Here is a 15686-nt window from a genome sequence, read left to right as displayed (position 1 = left end):
TAAAAAATACTATGGCAACTAATTTAACTGCAAAATTGCAAAGCAGTGTAGGTACAGAGAGTTTAAGTAGTTTAGTTGGGAAAATAGCCAATATTAGTTCAAATAACATAAAAAGTATTCAAAGAGGTTCAATAGCATTAAATGCTACTACGGTAAATAAAACAATATCTTCAGTTGATTTAACAAAATCTATTGTTATTTTAACAACAACAGCAACAACAGGTACTACCTCAGCAAAAGTTTTAGTTAAAGGTACCTTAACTACGTCTACTAATATAGAATTTGTAGTAGGTGCTATATCTGGTGGTGTTACTGTCGACTGGCAAGTCATAGAATTTAATAATGTAAAATCTTTACAAATTGGTAATAAAGAAGTTGTAACAGCAACTGATACAATAACAATTAGTAGTATCAATACTTCAAAATCTGTTCTATTTTTTAGTTGTTTTACAACAACAACAACAACAACAACAACAACAACAACAACAACAACAACAACAACAACAACAACAACAACAACAACAGCAGCTTCTTTGTTAGCAATATTTATAAGCCTAAGTATTACTAGTCAAACTGTTATAACAATAAATCAAAATGATGGCTATTATAAAAATATAACTTGGCAATTAATAGAATTTAATTAGGAGGTAATATATGAATCGATATATATTCATAGACACAAATAAAAAAATAACTGGGATTAGATGGGGAGACACAATTGTAGATGGTGAAATTCCATCAGACTTGGGAGAAACGGGACAAATTCAACAAACAGATGGAAGTTTTATTGATGATACTACACCAGTAATTCCACCAATTCCACAACCAACCAATCAAGAAATTATGGATAACCAAGAAGCGATAAAAAAACTAACAATGTCAGTTATGAGTGGAGTGTTTGATTTATACATGAAGTCAAAGGAGGTTTAACCATGGATGAAATAGCAGTTATATTAATAAAAGCAGGAATTAAAACCATTAATGAAGTTACAGATTTAGAAATGAAGGTAAGAGTACAAGCTTTATTAGATAAAGATAATGTTTAATAATCTTAAATTTTGGATAATTAAAAAACTGATGAAGGGAGGTGATAATATGTTATTAGTATGTGTAACATTGATAACTTACAAATACAGAACTTTTGCACAATGTCCAACAAGTTTTCAACCCGAGATTAAATCAATGCTCTTAGCTATGGGACTTGACGAAAACGGTAATTTAATTGTAGCAGAACCAATAGTTTAATTTTAAAGGGTAATATTGAGCACTAGAAATAGTGTTTTAATTTTGCCCTTTTTCTAAAGTGAACAATTAAAATTTATATAGATAGTTACGTCATTTCAGGAATATATGTTGAGATAAAGACTGGGCGTATCCTAATCTTTATCTTTATGTTATATTATGGTATTATTAAGGCGGAATCGTAAAAAAAATGTGCAATAAGAACAAGGGAGTGTTAAAGATGAACAGTTTAGTAAATAAACAATTTGATAAAGTTGCAGAAGAATATGATTTTGTAACTGAATTGCTTAACAACAATGATTTTTTTATCTCCAATATGTCATCTCAAAGAAATACAGTATTAGATGTTGGCTGTGGTTCAGGAATACTCGCACTTGAATTATCTAAACATTATAAAGATGTCATAGGAATAGATATTTCAGAGCAAATGTTATCAATTGCAAATTTAAAAAGGAAAAAAGAAAATATACAATATATTAATATGGATGCCAACAAATTAAATTTCAATAATAAATTTGATTTCATTGTAAGTCGAACTACTTTTCATCATTTATCAGATGTTCCAACTATACTCAATAAAATAAAAGCACTATTAAATAAAAATGGAAGATTCGTAATTCTTGATAATGTTTCTGAAGTTGAAACGCCTGCAACATATGGCTATATTTTAGGCGCATTACTGGAATTTATACCAAATTGCTTTAAATACAATATTCATACGTCCGTAAGAGTTTTCAAACATAGCACGTCAAAACATTGGTTAGAGCATTTATCGTCTGACAAATATTTGTCAGAACAAAAATATAAAGAAATTTATGGACAGAATTTACCCAATTGTACTTTTTTTAGTATGGGTTGTTTTATGGGTATTGTATGGGAGAACAAATAATAATACAAATATGGGTTAGTATCAATCTACTACACAATTTTCATATTAGACGTCACAAGCAATAAAAGTTTGTGACGTTTTTACTTGTGACGAATTAGGATAATATGTCGTCACAAGTACCTCTCATATAATGATGCTGGGGTTGATATATTTAGCTTATACTAATATTCTCAATGTAACACAATTGAGTTACATTCACATTGAGTCTATTGCTCATTTTATAAAAATTGTAAATATATTTGATTTATGGAAATTATGGTATAATAGTATGCATATTGTTAGTAGTAATTATATGTCATAACTATAAGTAAAATAAAAATAACAATTGCTAATATATAATTGAAAATAGCTATTTATAAGAAACAATAGTTGATTGATTAAGGAGGATCTAGAGATGTCAGTTTTAAACGCAAGTAATGTAATTAAAATTTACAAAGGTAAGGGTAAGTCGAATTCTACAAAGGCTCTTAATGGTATTAGCCTTACAATTGACAATGGTGAATTTGTTGCGATAATGGGGCCTTCTGGGAGTGGTAAAACCACGCTCTTAAATATCCTAAGTGGGATAGATAAACTTACTTCTGGTGATGTTGAAATATCGGGACGAAGCATAAATGTAATGACAAAAAATGAATTAGCACTCTTTAGGCGTCAGCATTTAGGTTTCGTTTTTCAAGAATTTAATTTATTAGATAGCCTTACACTAAAAGAAAATGTCATGCTCCCAATGATACTTGATGATAAAGAGCCTGAAGACATTAAAACTAGGACAAATGAAGTTATGTCGATGTTTGATATAGCAGATATTGTGGACAAGTATCCTTATAATGTTTCTGGAGGCCAACAACAAAGAACTGCTATAAGTAGAGCTATAATAAATAATCCGGATATGATATATGCTGATGAGCCTACAGGAAACTTAGATTCAAAGTCTTCAAATACTGTAATGAGTTGTTTTGAGAAATTAAATACTATAAATAAAAATACTATATTAATAGTAACACATGATTCTTTTGCTGCTAGCTATTGTAATCGAGTAATTTTCATAAAGGATGGTCTTGTTAACATGGAAATTAGGAAAGAAGGTACCAGAAAAGATTTCTTCGAAAAAATTTTAGGCTGCCTTTCAGTAATGGTCGGTGACAAAGATGACATTTAACCAGATAGCACTTAAGATTTTCAAAGCTAATTTACGAAGATATTTGTTGTTTTTTTTATGTAACAGCTTTTCGATTATGGTTTTCTTTACTTATGCTACAATCTTCACAAACAAAAAATTTATGAATCCTTTCGGTACAAATTATTCTATTACAGGCAATATGGTTGCTCCTGGAGTAATGATGGCTCTTTTTTCAGCATTTTTTATATTTTATGCTCAAAATTCTTTTATTAAATATAGGAAAAAGGACTTTGGACTTTTTATGGTGTTAGGTATGACAATTCAAGATATACAGAAAATAATGTTTATAGAGAACGGATTAATAGCAATATTTTCTTTACTTATAGGATTAGTGTCAGGAACAATATTTTCAAAGTTATTTTATCTATTGATAATTAAAATAATTGATGTGAATGGAATACCTTTTTCTATCTCAATTAAAAGTTATATTTATACTATAGTCTTCTTCACAGTGCTTTACTTACTTGTAATAATAAAGGGAGTAATAGAGTCTTTTAGATATGAAATTTTAAGCCTATTAAAGGCCACTCGAAAACAAGATAATAACTTTTTAAATAGTCCAATTTGGAGTGTGCTTGGGATTATATTCATAGGAATAGCTTGTTTTGATATGATAATTAATAACGGTTTAGAAAATTCATCAGTATCATTACGAAGCATGGTAACGGGTTTCGTAGGAATCTATCTTTTTATTTCGAACATTGTTTTACTTTACTCAAAAATAACTAATTACTTTGGGTATAAAATTTATAAAAAACTATTAGTCACAACTAATTTGAAGCACACTTTGGGTCAGTCAAAGAAAATACTTTTTATAATAACTTTATTTGTTACTATGACAATATTTATGAGCACTATTGGAGTAATACTTATATCCGATGCTAAAAGGATAGCTGTTGCCTATAATCCTTATGATATATCGTATGCCCAGGTTTTTGGCAAAAATAAAATTACGACTCCTGTTCTTGATGATATTTTAAGTAAGTCTGAAACTCCCCTTACTTCTTTAAAAACAATAGAATTTATATCCAAGCCATACATAACAATTTTAAACGATGAAAATCTAAATACAAATTTGGGAACACATATTAAAGTTGAAAAAGGGTGTTTTATTTCACTATATCAAATAGTAAAAGATGATGGATATTCACATGATGTTAGTGAAATTAGTAGTCTTGATATACCTACTAAACATGGTACTATTACTTATAAACCCAAAGGAAAAATAACTAAAGTATTATTTAGTAATCTTCTAATATTTACAAACACACATTATGTTATTCTTAACAATAAAGACTATCAAAATATAATAGGAAATATTACTAAACAGTGTGATGTGGGAACAATTAAGCTTATGAATTTTAATGATTGGCATAAAACAGAAGATGTTTCAATGGAGCTCCAGAGTAAACTAGAAACATATAACAAGGAAAATACAAAACCATATTACGAAAATATAAGTCGAGATAATTTAATGTTTAAACCAGAATCAAAAATAAGATATTATTTGGATAATAAGCAATCAGGTTCATATTTGTTGTTCTTGTGTAGTTATGTAGGAATACTCTTTCTTTTATCTTCCGCAGTAATACTGCATTTTAAATTATTAACTGAATATGAAGATGAAAAGATAAAATATAAAAAACTTTACAAGATAGGAATTACTGATAACGAAATGTCTAAACTTATTCTAAAAGAACTAAAAGTGTTATTTTTTCTACCTTTCATATTATCAACATTTGTAGCCGCTTTTTATAGTTATAACTTGCCTGTAAAACAAGGTGCAGGACTAGTTACGTTAATGTATTCCCTTATTATTAGTCTCATATATTTCTGTTTCCAGATACTGTTTTACTTAGTTTATAAAAAGTTATATATAAGAAAATTAATTAAAGATTTAGAAAAATAAAAGATATATTAAATTTATAGCCCAAAAGTGAAAGTAACACAATAGTAATTGAGTTACTTTCACATTGTGGCTATTGCATATTCCTTAAAAATTTCATTTTGAATGTAACATAACGTGTTGATTTGTAATATTAAAAAGTAAAAACTTCCAGTTTTTACTACAACCTCGGAGGTCATTACATAAACTAGAAGTTTATGTTTGCTAAGGTATTTAGATCGTGGTGGATGCCTTAAGGTGTAAATAAGATTATAACTAATATAATAATGATTGCAGGTCCACTTTAAAATCTGTTTTTAAAAATAAAAAGTCATACTTTTTATTTTAATATAAAACAATAAAAAAATTTATTTACTCATAAGGATTATATAAATGCAGTATTTTAAATCTATTATCTGTTTTTACGATAAATTGTTTGTTTAATTTTTCTTATTATAAAAGAAACAAGAACTAAACCACACTAATACCATAGTAGCACTAACAATACTTAAAGTTGTTACAATAGGTCCAACTAATTGAGCCCCCCACCATTTAACCCCTTGAACTGAAAGTATTAATAGAAATAACTACTTTCACCGCTTGCACATGCATTAAATATTTCATTAGATGAACTATTGTCTTTTAATTCTAAACTATTAGAAGCCGATGTGATTAACATTAAGAAAAAATTGACATAAGTATTTATACAAGAAGGCTATGACGCAGGATACGAAAAGTGCAAAGGACTTTTAAATGAATACCCTAATAGCGTGTATCTCAAGTTTACAATTGCTGAACTTATACAAATGTATTCAATGATGTACGCAGATAAGTCTAAGAACCTCTATGAACCCAAAATGGAATGTTCTCTTAAATTATTAGACCAAATTGTAACAAGCAAAGATGCTAAATATATGTCCCAAACGCTCTTTTCTATTGCCAGTATTCAAATGATGTTAGAAAACTATGATGAAAGCGAAAAAACATTAAAAGAACTTTCAACATCATCATATATAGATGATTCCGCATTAAATGTTTTAACAGGATTGAAAGATTATGAAGAAGGTATCTGCCTGGGCATTATATTGTCCAAACTGTGATCCAATAGAATACAATCACACCTATTGATTAACAGTTTTCTTCGTTGCAGTAGTAACATATTTACTAAAAAATATAACTATAGAGTATTGAAGGATCAGTCATTAAAAACAAACCCAAGAAGAAGAGCTCTGCGGGTCATTTTATTTTTTATCCTTGCGACCCTCGTATGAAAAATGGACAGGTTTCTCACCTTAGCCTAACAGATCAATAATATTTGTTTAGAGAATTTAGAATTTCAAAAAAATAAATTTGTAGTTAACAAATTGTAACCACAATTTGTTTTGCTAATTAAGTTGATAGCTATGTTTCAGTCGCCAAAAAAATAAATACAGACTGTACATTTAGTGTAGAATAAGTAATAACCTTAATTTTAAATTGATATCTATATTCATTAGCAAAATCAATAATGCGTATCCCATTGTGTATAATCTATTGTAGAGGCACCCCTATCATAATCACCGCATATTCCATTTACATGATTCAATCTAACGCAATCAATTCTACTCTTACAGGAAATGCATCCTTCTGGCAAGGGCTCCTTATTCATTTCTTTTTTTTATGAAAGTTCTTTTATTATTCTTATAATGGTGTTTTTCCATAAAAAAGTAGCTATTAAATATAATAATATTTAATAGCTACTTATCTAATAAATCATCTATCCAACCTGGCATATTTTTATCTTTCCAAATTATATTTCCATCCCTAAAATCAATTACTTGCTTAAATATTTCTGTGTTATCATACACATTGATTTCATCGCATATCTCAATAGCCATTTTTAAATTCTTTAATGAGGCATAATACCTTCTTTCAATGGTATCCTCAGGTATTCCATGACCACCTTTACTTACCCTCCGCTTAACCCTCTCTTTTGCAATTTCAGGACTTTCAATCCCTATATAATTCATCACTATATAGAATCCATTCTCTTTTGCGATTCTTATATTTTTTATTATACTTCTCCCAGATAGTGTAGTCTCTTGGTTAAATGATATTTCTTGTGACATATAATTTTTTATTAGTTTCACTGCTTCTCTAGCACATTTCATTTGAAGATTATTATCTTGCCAAGAACCTATACGAGCTACAATTTCATCAGTATTTATTCTTTTTTCATTTTTATTTTCATTATAATATATCGACTTATACATTGAAGTTTTACCAGCACCATTGGTGCCCGCAAATATTGTGTACGTTGGCATAATTATTTACCTATTACCTTTTCTTGTTCTCTTTGTAAAACCATATTAGATAACGTCATATAAAAATCTTGCTCCTGTTTACTCTTTGCCTTTCTAAATAAATCCTTTAATTGACTATATGATAAACTTAAAAAAATGTCATATATTTCGTTATTTTTAATTTCCATATCTAATACCTCCAATTCAAACTATTTATATAATATTATATACCAATATACTATTATAATAAACTATTACCTTCTTATTAACACCTTCCTACCTTCAATCATTAGCAAATTCGAAAACCCTACTGTAAACATCACAGATTTATATACTCTCAAAAATTACTATCATATATTTAACAATATTATTTATTACACTCATTTCTAAGTGTGTTTATAAATAGAGCTATTTCTGTTGCCATTTCATCACTTTTCGTTTTTTTACATATTAGTCCATTTTCTATTGCAGCTATTGTAATTTCCTTTAAATATTCTTCATTCATATTTCCACATCCTTCAAATCAAAAAATAAACTAATAGACAACATCATTTATTTTTTCAATTCTAATTATCATTATTTTACTTTGATCTTTTTTTAAAAATTGTTTTACTTCCATCCACTCGTCATCCACATTTATAACTTCACAATCTACTAGACCTTTTGCAATAACTGAAAGTGTACATCTTTTACCCTCAAGCGCTTTAAGTATTTTAGACATCTCGGTTTCCCCCTTTATTGATGTGTTGATTTTCTTGACATCTGCTTTTAGCTTCTTAACTTTGTCGCTTAACCCCATATTGGAAATTGCTATTATAAATGCCATTATTCCTATAAACTCCATATAATTGCCCTCACCCTCTATTTAAAAATAGCAAAAATTTCCCTTAGCTTTAATTTTTATTTCTTATATGGCTTAAACCTTCGATTTCCTAAGAGAGTAAATGTATCCAACAAAATTCCAAAAGATATTTTTATACTTTACGTTTTATTTTTAAATTTCCATCTATAATGACCGTATATAGGCGTTGTAAAATAAGAAAGTTTGAGTATACTTGCAAGAGGTTTGATATTATGAATAACATAAGGAATGCCTCTTTTATCAGAAATAATACCCACATGTCCCTGCCCGAATATCACAATATCACCCGGTTGCCACTCTTTTAAATTTTCAGAATTTCTAGCTTTAACTTTAGTTGTTAAACTTAACGCATATCTAATACATCTGGTACCCCCTCTTCATACTTTTTAACTAATGTGTTTCTTCAACTTTTACTCTAATTAACACTCTTTCCCCATTCCACTTATACCAAGTTAAAATTTTAAGGGCAACGGCATTACTTGAATCTGGCTCTTTAGGATCTCTTTCTAAAGAGGAAAGTTCTAATATTCCTTTAATTTATATTAAAAGGAATGTAGCCTTATTAACTGAATTACTCAGCCTTTTATCACCGTTAAAAGCATTTGAAATCTTACGCGTGCTTCAAGTCCATGAGGAACATTAGAAGGCATTATTATTGTTTCACCTGCTTTAACATTAAAAATATTATTATCTATAGTAATCTCCGCTTCACCATCCAATACTTGAACCATAGCATCCCCAGGGGTTACGTGAGTGCTTATACCTTCTCCTTTATCTAGCGAAAATAATGAAATACTTACAGTTGGTGTCTGAGCAATAGTTCTACTTATGACCTGCGCCTCTTGATAAGATATTAAATTCTTTAAATTAATTACTTTTGAGAATTCTATATTTTTAATTAAAGTTTTCATGTTGTTTCCTCCTTAAATCTTTTTTATCTAATTATAGTATATCTCTATTGTTGTTAAAACTCCGTGTCGTATGTTACCGTTTATAATTATTCACAAAAAAACTATTTCTGATCTATTGGAAGTTAGCAAATTCGCTTCGCTCATTAGAACCCCCATTTGTCGTGAACAAATTGTAAACACAATTCGTTTTACTAAATATTACATATTAAAACATATTCTATTGCATTGTTTAGCTTCTCCCACTTTGTTATAATTAAGCTTATATAACTATATAAAATAATAATAGATTTTCTAGAAAGGATAAAACTAATGACAATACCTAATATAGAAAAATCCGAAGAAAATGAAAATAAAGAATTGATTGTAATCTTTAAGCAAGATGGTACCTTTGAACTTGACTTTCAAGTATCAAAAGAAAATTTTAGCGAAGATCAAATTGAAATCCAACAAGAAATACATAATCGTTATATTAAATGCGAAAATCAAGGAATGTTTTTTATTGGATTTTTAGAAAAAACACAAGGCTTAACAGAGTCTGTATCTTATTTAAGATTTATTATAGCTACATTTATAAAGAAACTATCAATGAACCCTGATATTGAACTTTTACGTGAAAATACTTTGGTAGATTTAGACAAAGCTGTAACTAACGACTTACTAGGTAATGCCCCTTATCTTACAGGACTAGAAAACCTAAATGCCCTTTGGATTGAGAAGTTATGGCACAAGTTAAATAACTCTTTCAGTGAAATGATAGTTGTATATAAAGGAAGTGTTTCAGAATTTTTTAAGTCTTAAATTGTAGTCTTATTTCTTCCTGTATTTTTACTTACTTTTATATAAATTGGTATCCACAATTTTTATTACAGTTTGAATATCACTTATACCATCAATCGTTACACAGCTGCACCTACACTGATTGTAAATTTTATTTTAACTTTATCCACCATTACAACAGAGCTTTCTACTAATTGCTTAATCGCATCAGCTTTAATGAAAGATAATGTTTTTGAACACATACCATGTAAATATACTACAAATTCTTCCCCTCCAAATCTACATACTATATCATCCTTATATGTACCTGGTAAGGAGAAGTTCGCAAAGCGTCTTTAATACTATGTCGCCTGCCTTATGTCCATATTTGTCTGTATTTGTCTATATCAAACATTAGAACCATAATTCTTTTCATACATAAGCCTGATTTTTATAAAAATATAAAAAATCTCCGATTATAATAGCCAGTTAGTAAATCTGTATTTGCTTGTAATAGCATTTTTTCATTTAATGACCTATTGTCTAGAATAAGTAATAATTGCACACAAATAAGCTTTAGAAATTGTTTTGTATACCTAGTAATCGTGCCACACTTTGTCATGCGTACATTTATAGCACCAATTTCCGCCCTATGTGTTAGGGTAAGAATTTTAATTAAAGCTTGAAATTATTACTTACACAAATATAATTTATATGAGGATTTGTCTAATTTAATTGCTTTAAAAATTCCATTATTTCTTTATCCATAATATTACCTCACTTTTATATTATAGTAAATTTTCGTATTTCTATACCTTAAGAAGAATTATCTTGAGCCACAAAATTTACTAACTTTTGCTAGTTTGAACTTGTATAATGTGCTCTTTAATCTAAATTGATAAATGTTTCGTCATATATGTTATGAATAAACTCCCATTAGAATAAGTCTATTTTTTTAAAACAGCTCTAATAACATTATACTTTTCATCATTACTTTCAACAAATCCCTGTATAGGTGATTCTATATTGGCAGTACCAACATATTCAATAAACGATTCCTTCAAATTCTCACAGAACTCTTTTGATAATTTTTTACTTATTGCAATGGCATCCTTTGGTATGTCTTGTGTTTTTGCAAGTATCTTAAACTGTTCTATATCAACACCATGTTTAGACGCATTTTCCATAGCTTCATTATAAGTTGCACCAGCATCCAATTCCTTTAATAATACAGCTTTTATTACATTGTCATGACTACCCATAAAAGCTGTTCTACTAAATATTGTATCAGGATTCATACCTTCAGTTTTAATTATATTTCTTGCATAAAGGTATCCAGATGCACTTTTCTCATCAACATAACCAAAGCTTTTCCCTTTTAAATCAGCTAAGCTATTAATACCACTGTCTTTTCTAGTTACTATGTACCCATTGTAAGAGACCTTTCCATTAACTTTAGGTGAAACAAGTGGCACTATCCCAAGTTTTTCATGTGCCTTAACGTATGCAAAAGGTGAAAACCAAGCAACATCAATGGTTTCTTCTTGTATACCTAAGCTTAATGCTTCATAATCCTTTACTATAATAGTTCTTACTTTGTACCCTATTTTATTAAATACACTGTTTAATATTGGAACATACATATTCTTTATATCTTCAGGTGATGTAAATGGGTTTATTCCGAATATGATCTCATTTTCGTTTTTATTTTTTGCAGTTAACTTCTGAACTCCACTAGCCATATCTGAAAGTTTAGTACAATAATTTAAAAGTTCAACATTCTTATCCTTTTGAGCTTTTATTGTATTAATAGTTTCATGGGTTACTTGATGGGTACTCTCCACAGCATACGCCACATTTGATATTGCCTGCTCGATTTCATGTGAGGTGGAAACTTGAGTAATTGATATTTCCTTTATTTGGTTAATTGAAGTATTCAAACCAATTAGTACATTTTGAATTTCTACTATTACATTCTCTGATTTTTTAGCTGAACTTTCAATCTCATTGCTCCTTACAACACATTTATCAATAGCAAGATTAGAGTTTTTAACTTCATTTAATATCTTTCCAACAATTTGTTCAATTTCCATTACAAATTCACTAGTGCTCTCAGAAAGTCTTCTTATTTCATTTGCTACTACAGCGAATCCTTTTCCCGCATCTCCTGCTCTTGCAGCCTCTATGCTTGCATTCAATGCAAGTAAATTTGTTTGCGAAGAAATCTTTTTTATGTTGTCAACAAACTTGCTTATATCCTTAGATGAAATATTTAAATCAGCATTTATACTTGATGTAAGTTTAATTCCATCTGTCAAGTCCATAAGAAGAGATGATATTCCACTAATAGTACTTCTGTTTTCACTTAACATTTTAATTGATTTACTTGAGCTCTCCTCAATCATCATAATATTTTTTTCGAGTTTGTCCGAAACCTCAGTGAACTCATTTATTCCTGCACTTATTTCTTCTGTGCTTGCTACATTGTCTTCACTAAGTTCTGCCACTTTACTGGATTGTTTAACTATTTGGTTAAATACAGTTACGTTTTCTTCTGAGTGCCAGGTTAGGCGTTTAATGTCAAAATCCATGGTCTCTAACAATGTAAATAATTCATCACTAATATTATCAGTTTTTTTTGTTTCAACTGTACTAGTCTTTTTAACTTTAATAGAATATAATGCACTAAAAATTATTATTATGTCTATAACGCAGGTTATTGAAAATGTCATAAATCTTCCTAATTCAGTAAAATATAAAATTGAATTTAACAAGATAAAAGCAATAGAGGATACAAAGAATGCCTTCTTTTTAACTTTTCCCATACTTACACCCCTTTTCTTGATTAAAATTATATGTAAATTACCTAAATTTAAGTTTAAAACAAAAACACCCAATTCCATAATGTATATTGGATGTTTTTATTTGGTTAAAACCCTATATTAATAATTATTTTATTATTACTTTTTTAAATTTTAAAACTAAACTTAACCAAACATAGCAACTGCTGCCATTGCGCCTACAAGGCCACCGCAAATTGGAGCTACTACTGGTATCCATGCATATGACCAATTAGAATCGCCTTTACCGGCTATTGGTAATATTGCATGAGCAATTCTTGGTCCTAAATCTCTTGCGGGATTAATAGCGTATCCAGTTGGACCACCTAAACATAAACCAATTACTAAAATTACAAATGCAGCAACAAGTGGACCAAATCCAGGAGAAGATTTTGTTTGTGCAACTCCTAGTAAAGCAAATACTAATACAAATGTACCGATAAATTCTGATAAAAAGTTTGCTGGTGTACATTTAATTCTAGGTGCAGTGCAGAATACAGCAAGTTTTCCTGCTTTGTTATCTGTAACTGCCCAATGTGGATAGTACATGAGCCAAACTAAAACTCCACCGACTATTCCTCCGAGCATTTCAGCTAAGATATAACCAGGTACTACTGACCATGATAATTTACCAATTGCGGCAAGTGCGATAGTAAGCGCAGGGTTAAATGAAGCTCCACTAGCTGTTCCAAAGATGTAAGCTGGAATACCAACTGCAAATGCCCAACCAAAAGCTATAACTATTAAGCCAGCATCATGTCCATTTGTTTCATCTAAAACTACATTTGCAACTACGCCATCACCAAGAAGAATAAGCAGTGCTGTTCCAAAAAACTCCGCATAATATGGTAACATAATATTTTCCCCCTCTATATAATTTATTTATTTATATCAGAAGTAAAATACATTATGTATTCTACTTCTGCTAAATACACCTTAGTTCTAAAAATCAAGCATTATTTTTCTTCCCAGTCTCTTGATCTTCCAACAGCCTTATGCCATCCTTTTAAAAGTTCTACTCTCTTTTCTTCTCCCATTTTTGACTCAAAAGATCTCGAAAGTGCCCAATTTTTCGAAATTTCTTCTTGATCTTTCCAATATCCAACTGCGAGGCCTGCTAAATATGCAGCACCTAAAGCTGTTGTTTCAATTACTTCTGGTCTATCAACTTGAACATCTAATATATCTGACTGGAATTGCATTAAGAAGTTATTAGCACATGCTCCCCCATCAACTTTTAAAGCTTTAAGGGTTATACCAGAATCTTCTTGCATAGCTTTTAATACATCATTTGTTTGATAAGCAAGAGACTCAAGTGCTGCCCTTATAAAATGTTCTTTCTTAGTTCCACGAGTTAACCCAACTATTGTTCCTCTTGCGTATGGATCCCAATAAGGTGCACCTAGTCCAACAAAGGCTGGTACCATGTATACACCATCTGTATCTTCAACAGCTGTAGCATATTCTTCTGATTCAGGTGCGTTTTTAATCATTCTTAATTCATCTCTTAACCATTGAATAGCTGCGCCTGCAACAAATACACTTCCCTCAAGAGCATAATTAACTTTACCATTAATACCATAAGCTATAGTTGTAAGTAAGCCATTGTGAGACTCTACTGCTTTTTCTCCAGTGTTCATTAATAAAAAGCAACCAGTACCATAAGTATTTTTAGCTGTTCCAGCTTGATAACAAGTTTGGCCAAACAAAGCAGCTTGTTGATCTCCTGCAGCACCAGCTATAGCTATTGGGGAACCAAATATTGTATTGTCAGTATATCCATAAACACAGCTAGATGGTTTTACTTCTGCAAGCATTGATTTAGGTATGTTCAAAGTTTTAAGTATTTCCTCATCCCATTTTAATTCATGTATGTTGTATAACATTGTTCTAGAAGCATTCGTATAATCTGTTACATGTACTTTACCAGCAGTTAATTTCCAAATTAACCATGTATCAACAGTACCAAATATTAAGTTTCCTTTGTCGGCTTCTTCTCTTGCACCAGCGACATTATCAAGTATCCATTTAACCTTTGTTCCAGAAAAATAAGCATCAAGTATAAGTCCAGTTTTATCTCTTACTTCTTCATCAAAACCTGTAGTTTTTAATTCATCACATATACCAGCTGTTCTTCTACACTGCCAAACAATTGCATTATATACAGGTATTCCAGTATGTTTATTCCAAACAAGTGTAGTTTCTCTTTGATTAGTTATACCAATAGCGGAAATATCTTTTGCAGTAACGCCTATTTGAGCCATTGCTTCTTGTGCCATACCTAATTGAGTAGCCCAAATTTCCATAGGATCATGCTCAACCCAACCTGGATTCGGATATATTTGCTTAAATTCCTTTTGAGCTACACTTGCAATAAGACCCGCCTTGTTAAATAAAATGCATCTTGAGCTTGTTGTTCCTTGGTCTAACGCCATTACATACTTTTCCATAAATTGTACACCCCTTTTGTTTTATTAGAAAACGTTTACTCTTCTTATATAGAAACACGATATTAATTAATATAATATCATGAAATCTTTTTAATTTAGATAACCTAATTTAGTACGAATATGGTGTAAAAATATATACTAATTTAACATTCTTTGTGGCAATGATATTTACACCTGTATTAAGAATATTTTTATAAACTACATCACCTATATGAATAGGAGCTTTCATTACAACACCTTTTAACGCTTTTACACAATCAAATATTAATTCCTTTGGAATATCACTCTCAGTTTTTACAGGAAGTACTTTAGCGTTTCCTCCAGAAACAAAAACAGATGAAGTGACAACTCTTGTAGGATTAGTGCATTCTTTCTTACCATAAGTCTCA

General features: G+C 29.8%; 19 protein-coding genes. 8 read left to right on the top strand and 11 right to left on the bottom strand.

Going from position 1 to position 15686, the window contains the following annotated elements:
• Positions 1-11: 11 nt before the first annotated feature.
• The 7 genes from KPL44_RS22480 (at position 12) to KPL44_RS22450 (ending at position 6296) form a co-directional block, all read left to right on the top strand.
• Complete coding sequence (locus tag KPL44_RS22480) at positions 12-644, top strand: hypothetical protein (protein WP_216255193.1); 633 nt, start codon at positions 12-14, stop codon at positions 642-644.
• Positions 645-654: 10 nt separating this feature from the next.
• A complete protein-coding gene (locus KPL44_RS22475; RefSeq protein WP_216255192.1) occupies positions 655-930 on the top strand; it encodes a hypothetical protein in 276 nt (91 codons plus the stop codon).
• A gap of 165 nt (positions 931-1095) precedes the next feature.
• Positions 1096-1245: a hypothetical protein gene (locus KPL44_RS22470; protein WP_216255190.1), complete on the top strand. Its 150-nt coding sequence runs from the start codon at positions 1096-1098 to the stop codon at positions 1243-1245.
• Positions 1246-1462: 217 nt separating this feature from the next.
• Positions 1463-2131, top strand: coding sequence for a class I SAM-dependent methyltransferase (locus KPL44_RS22465; protein ID WP_216255187.1), 669 nt, complete (start codon positions 1463-1465; stop codon positions 2129-2131).
• 394 nt (positions 2132-2525) lie between these two features.
• Positions 2526-3290, top strand: coding sequence for an ABC transporter ATP-binding protein (locus tag KPL44_RS22460; protein ID WP_216255185.1), 765 nt, complete (start codon positions 2526-2528; stop codon positions 3288-3290).
• A gap of 121 nt (positions 3291-3411) precedes the next feature.
• Complete coding sequence (locus tag KPL44_RS22455; protein ID WP_216255183.1) at positions 3412-5220, top strand: FtsX-like permease family protein; 1809 nt, start codon at positions 3412-3414, stop codon at positions 5218-5220.
• Between the two features lie 791 nt (positions 5221-6011).
• Entirely contained in the window at positions 6012-6296 is a 285-nt protein-coding gene (locus tag KPL44_RS22450; protein WP_216255181.1) for a hypothetical protein, read from the top strand.
• A gap of 636 nt (positions 6297-6932) precedes the next feature.
• On the opposite strand, the gene KPL44_RS22445 is transcribed toward KPL44_RS22450, so the two are convergent.
• The 6 genes from KPL44_RS22445 to KPL44_RS22420 all read right to left on the bottom strand — a co-directional run bounded on the left by KPL44_RS22445 (position 6933) and on the right by KPL44_RS22420 (position 9251).
• Complete coding sequence (locus KPL44_RS22445; RefSeq protein ID WP_216255179.1) at positions 6933-7499, bottom strand: zeta toxin family protein; 567 nt, start codon at positions 7497-7499, stop codon at positions 6933-6935.
• Between the two features lie 2 nt (positions 7500-7501).
• Positions 7502-7666 carry a hypothetical protein gene (locus KPL44_RS22440; protein WP_216213641.1) on the bottom strand — a complete coding sequence of 55 codons (165 nt, stop codon included), beginning with the start codon at positions 7664-7666 and terminating at the stop codon, positions 7502-7504.
• A 179-nt stretch (positions 7667-7845) separates the two neighbouring features.
• Positions 7846-7983, bottom strand: coding sequence for a hypothetical protein (locus KPL44_RS22435; protein ID WP_216255177.1), 138 nt, complete (start codon positions 7981-7983; stop codon positions 7846-7848).
• A 30-nt stretch (positions 7984-8013) separates the two neighbouring features.
• The gene (locus KPL44_RS22430) at positions 8014-8322 is read right to left on the bottom strand and encodes a hypothetical protein (protein WP_216255175.1); all 309 of its coding nucleotides are present in this window, start codon (positions 8320-8322) and stop codon (positions 8014-8016) included.
• A 137-nt stretch (positions 8323-8459) separates the two neighbouring features.
• Positions 8460-8699, bottom strand: a complete 240-nt coding sequence (locus KPL44_RS25600; RefSeq protein WP_216255224.1) for a DUF1287 domain-containing protein — start codon at positions 8697-8699, stop codon at positions 8460-8462.
• Positions 8700-8915: 216 nt separating this feature from the next.
• A complete protein-coding gene (locus KPL44_RS22420; RefSeq protein WP_216255172.1) occupies positions 8916-9251 on the bottom strand; it encodes a cupin domain-containing protein in 336 nt (111 codons plus the stop codon).
• Positions 9252-9560: 309 nt separating this feature from the next.
• Here KPL44_RS22420 and KPL44_RS22415 point away from each other — a divergent pair, with 309 nt between their 5' ends.
• Positions 9561-10049, top strand: coding sequence for a hypothetical protein (locus tag KPL44_RS22415; RefSeq protein WP_216255168.1), 489 nt, complete (start codon positions 9561-9563; stop codon positions 10047-10049).
• A 98-nt stretch (positions 10050-10147) separates the two neighbouring features.
• On the opposite strand, the gene KPL44_RS22410 is transcribed toward KPL44_RS22415, so the two are convergent.
• The 5 genes from KPL44_RS22410 to KPL44_RS22390 form a co-directional block, all read right to left on the bottom strand.
• The gene (locus KPL44_RS22410) at positions 10148-10318 is read right to left on the bottom strand and encodes a hypothetical protein (RefSeq protein ID WP_216255223.1); all 171 of its coding nucleotides are present in this window, start codon (positions 10316-10318) and stop codon (positions 10148-10150) included.
• 636 nt (positions 10319-10954) lie between these two features.
• Entirely contained in the window at positions 10955-12832 is a 1878-nt protein-coding gene (gene phnD, locus KPL44_RS22405) for a phosphate/phosphite/phosphonate ABC transporter substrate-binding protein (RefSeq protein ID WP_216255165.1), read from the bottom strand.
• Between the two features lie 162 nt (positions 12833-12994).
• The gene (locus KPL44_RS22400; protein ID WP_216255162.1) at positions 12995-13702 is read right to left on the bottom strand and encodes an MIP/aquaporin family protein; all 708 of its coding nucleotides are present in this window, start codon (positions 13700-13702) and stop codon (positions 12995-12997) included.
• Between the two features lie 101 nt (positions 13703-13803).
• Positions 13804-15297: a glycerol kinase GlpK gene (glpK, locus tag KPL44_RS22395; RefSeq protein ID WP_216255159.1), complete on the bottom strand. Its 1494-nt coding sequence runs from the start codon at positions 15295-15297 to the stop codon at positions 13804-13806.
• Between the two features lie 109 nt (positions 15298-15406).
• A partial coding sequence (locus KPL44_RS22390) for a DUF1667 domain-containing protein (protein WP_216255145.1) occupies positions 15407-15686 on the bottom strand: 280 nt, incomplete at its 5' end.

The sequence above is a fragment of the Clostridium sp. DSM 17811 genome, from assembly GCF_018861905.1.
Lineage (GTDB): Bacteria > Bacillota > Clostridia > Clostridiales > Clostridiaceae > Clostridium_AD > Clostridium_AD frigoriphilum.
Note: the sequence above shows the minus strand (reverse complement) of the source record. Positions and strands in the feature narration are given on the sequence as shown.

Coding starts and splice junctions, on each gene's coding strand:
- KPL44_RS22400 (WP_216255162.1), bottom strand. CDS start 13,702: ATGTTACCATATTATGCGGAGTTTTTTGGAACAGCACTGCTTATTCTT.
- KPL44_RS22470 (WP_216255190.1), top strand. CDS start 1,096: ATGTTATTAGTATGTGTAACATTGATAACTTACAAATACAGAACTTTT.
- KPL44_RS22460 (WP_216255185.1), top strand. CDS start 2,526: ATGTCAGTTTTAAACGCAAGTAATGTAATTAAAATTTACAAAGGTAAG.
- KPL44_RS22440 (WP_216213641.1), bottom strand. CDS start 7,666: ATGGAAATTAAAAATAACGAAATATATGACATTTTTTTAAGTTTATCA.
- KPL44_RS22455 (WP_216255183.1), top strand. CDS start 3,412: ATGAATCCTTTCGGTACAAATTATTCTATTACAGGCAATATGGTTGCT.
- KPL44_RS22480 (WP_216255193.1), top strand. CDS start 12: ATGGCAACTAATTTAACTGCAAAATTGCAAAGCAGTGTAGGTACAGAG.
- KPL44_RS22445 (WP_216255179.1), bottom strand. CDS start 7,499: ATGCCAACGTACACAATATTTGCGGGCACCAATGGTGCTGGTAAAACT.
- KPL44_RS22465 (WP_216255187.1), top strand. CDS start 1,463: ATGAACAGTTTAGTAAATAAACAATTTGATAAAGTTGCAGAAGAATAT.
- KPL44_RS22475 (WP_216255192.1), top strand. CDS start 655: ATGAATCGATATATATTCATAGACACAAATAAAAAAATAACTGGGATT.
- glpK (WP_216255159.1), bottom strand. CDS start 15,297: ATGGAAAAGTATGTAATGGCGTTAGACCAAGGAACAACAAGCTCAAGA.
- KPL44_RS22420 (WP_216255172.1), bottom strand. CDS start 9,251: ATGAAAACTTTAATTAAAAATATAGAATTCTCAAAAGTAATTAATTTA.
- KPL44_RS22430 (WP_216255175.1), bottom strand. CDS start 8,322: ATGGAGTTTATAGGAATAATGGCATTTATAATAGCAATTTCCAATATG.
- phnD (WP_216255165.1), bottom strand. CDS start 12,832: ATGGGAAAAGTTAAAAAGAAGGCATTCTTTGTATCCTCTATTGCTTTT.
- KPL44_RS22450 (WP_216255181.1), top strand. CDS start 6,012: ATGATGTACGCAGATAAGTCTAAGAACCTCTATGAACCCAAAATGGAA.
- KPL44_RS22435 (WP_216255177.1), bottom strand. CDS start 7,983: ATGAATGAAGAATATTTAAAGGAAATTACAATAGCTGCAATAGAAAAT.
- KPL44_RS22415 (WP_216255168.1), top strand. CDS start 9,561: ATGACAATACCTAATATAGAAAAATCCGAAGAAAATGAAAATAAAGAA.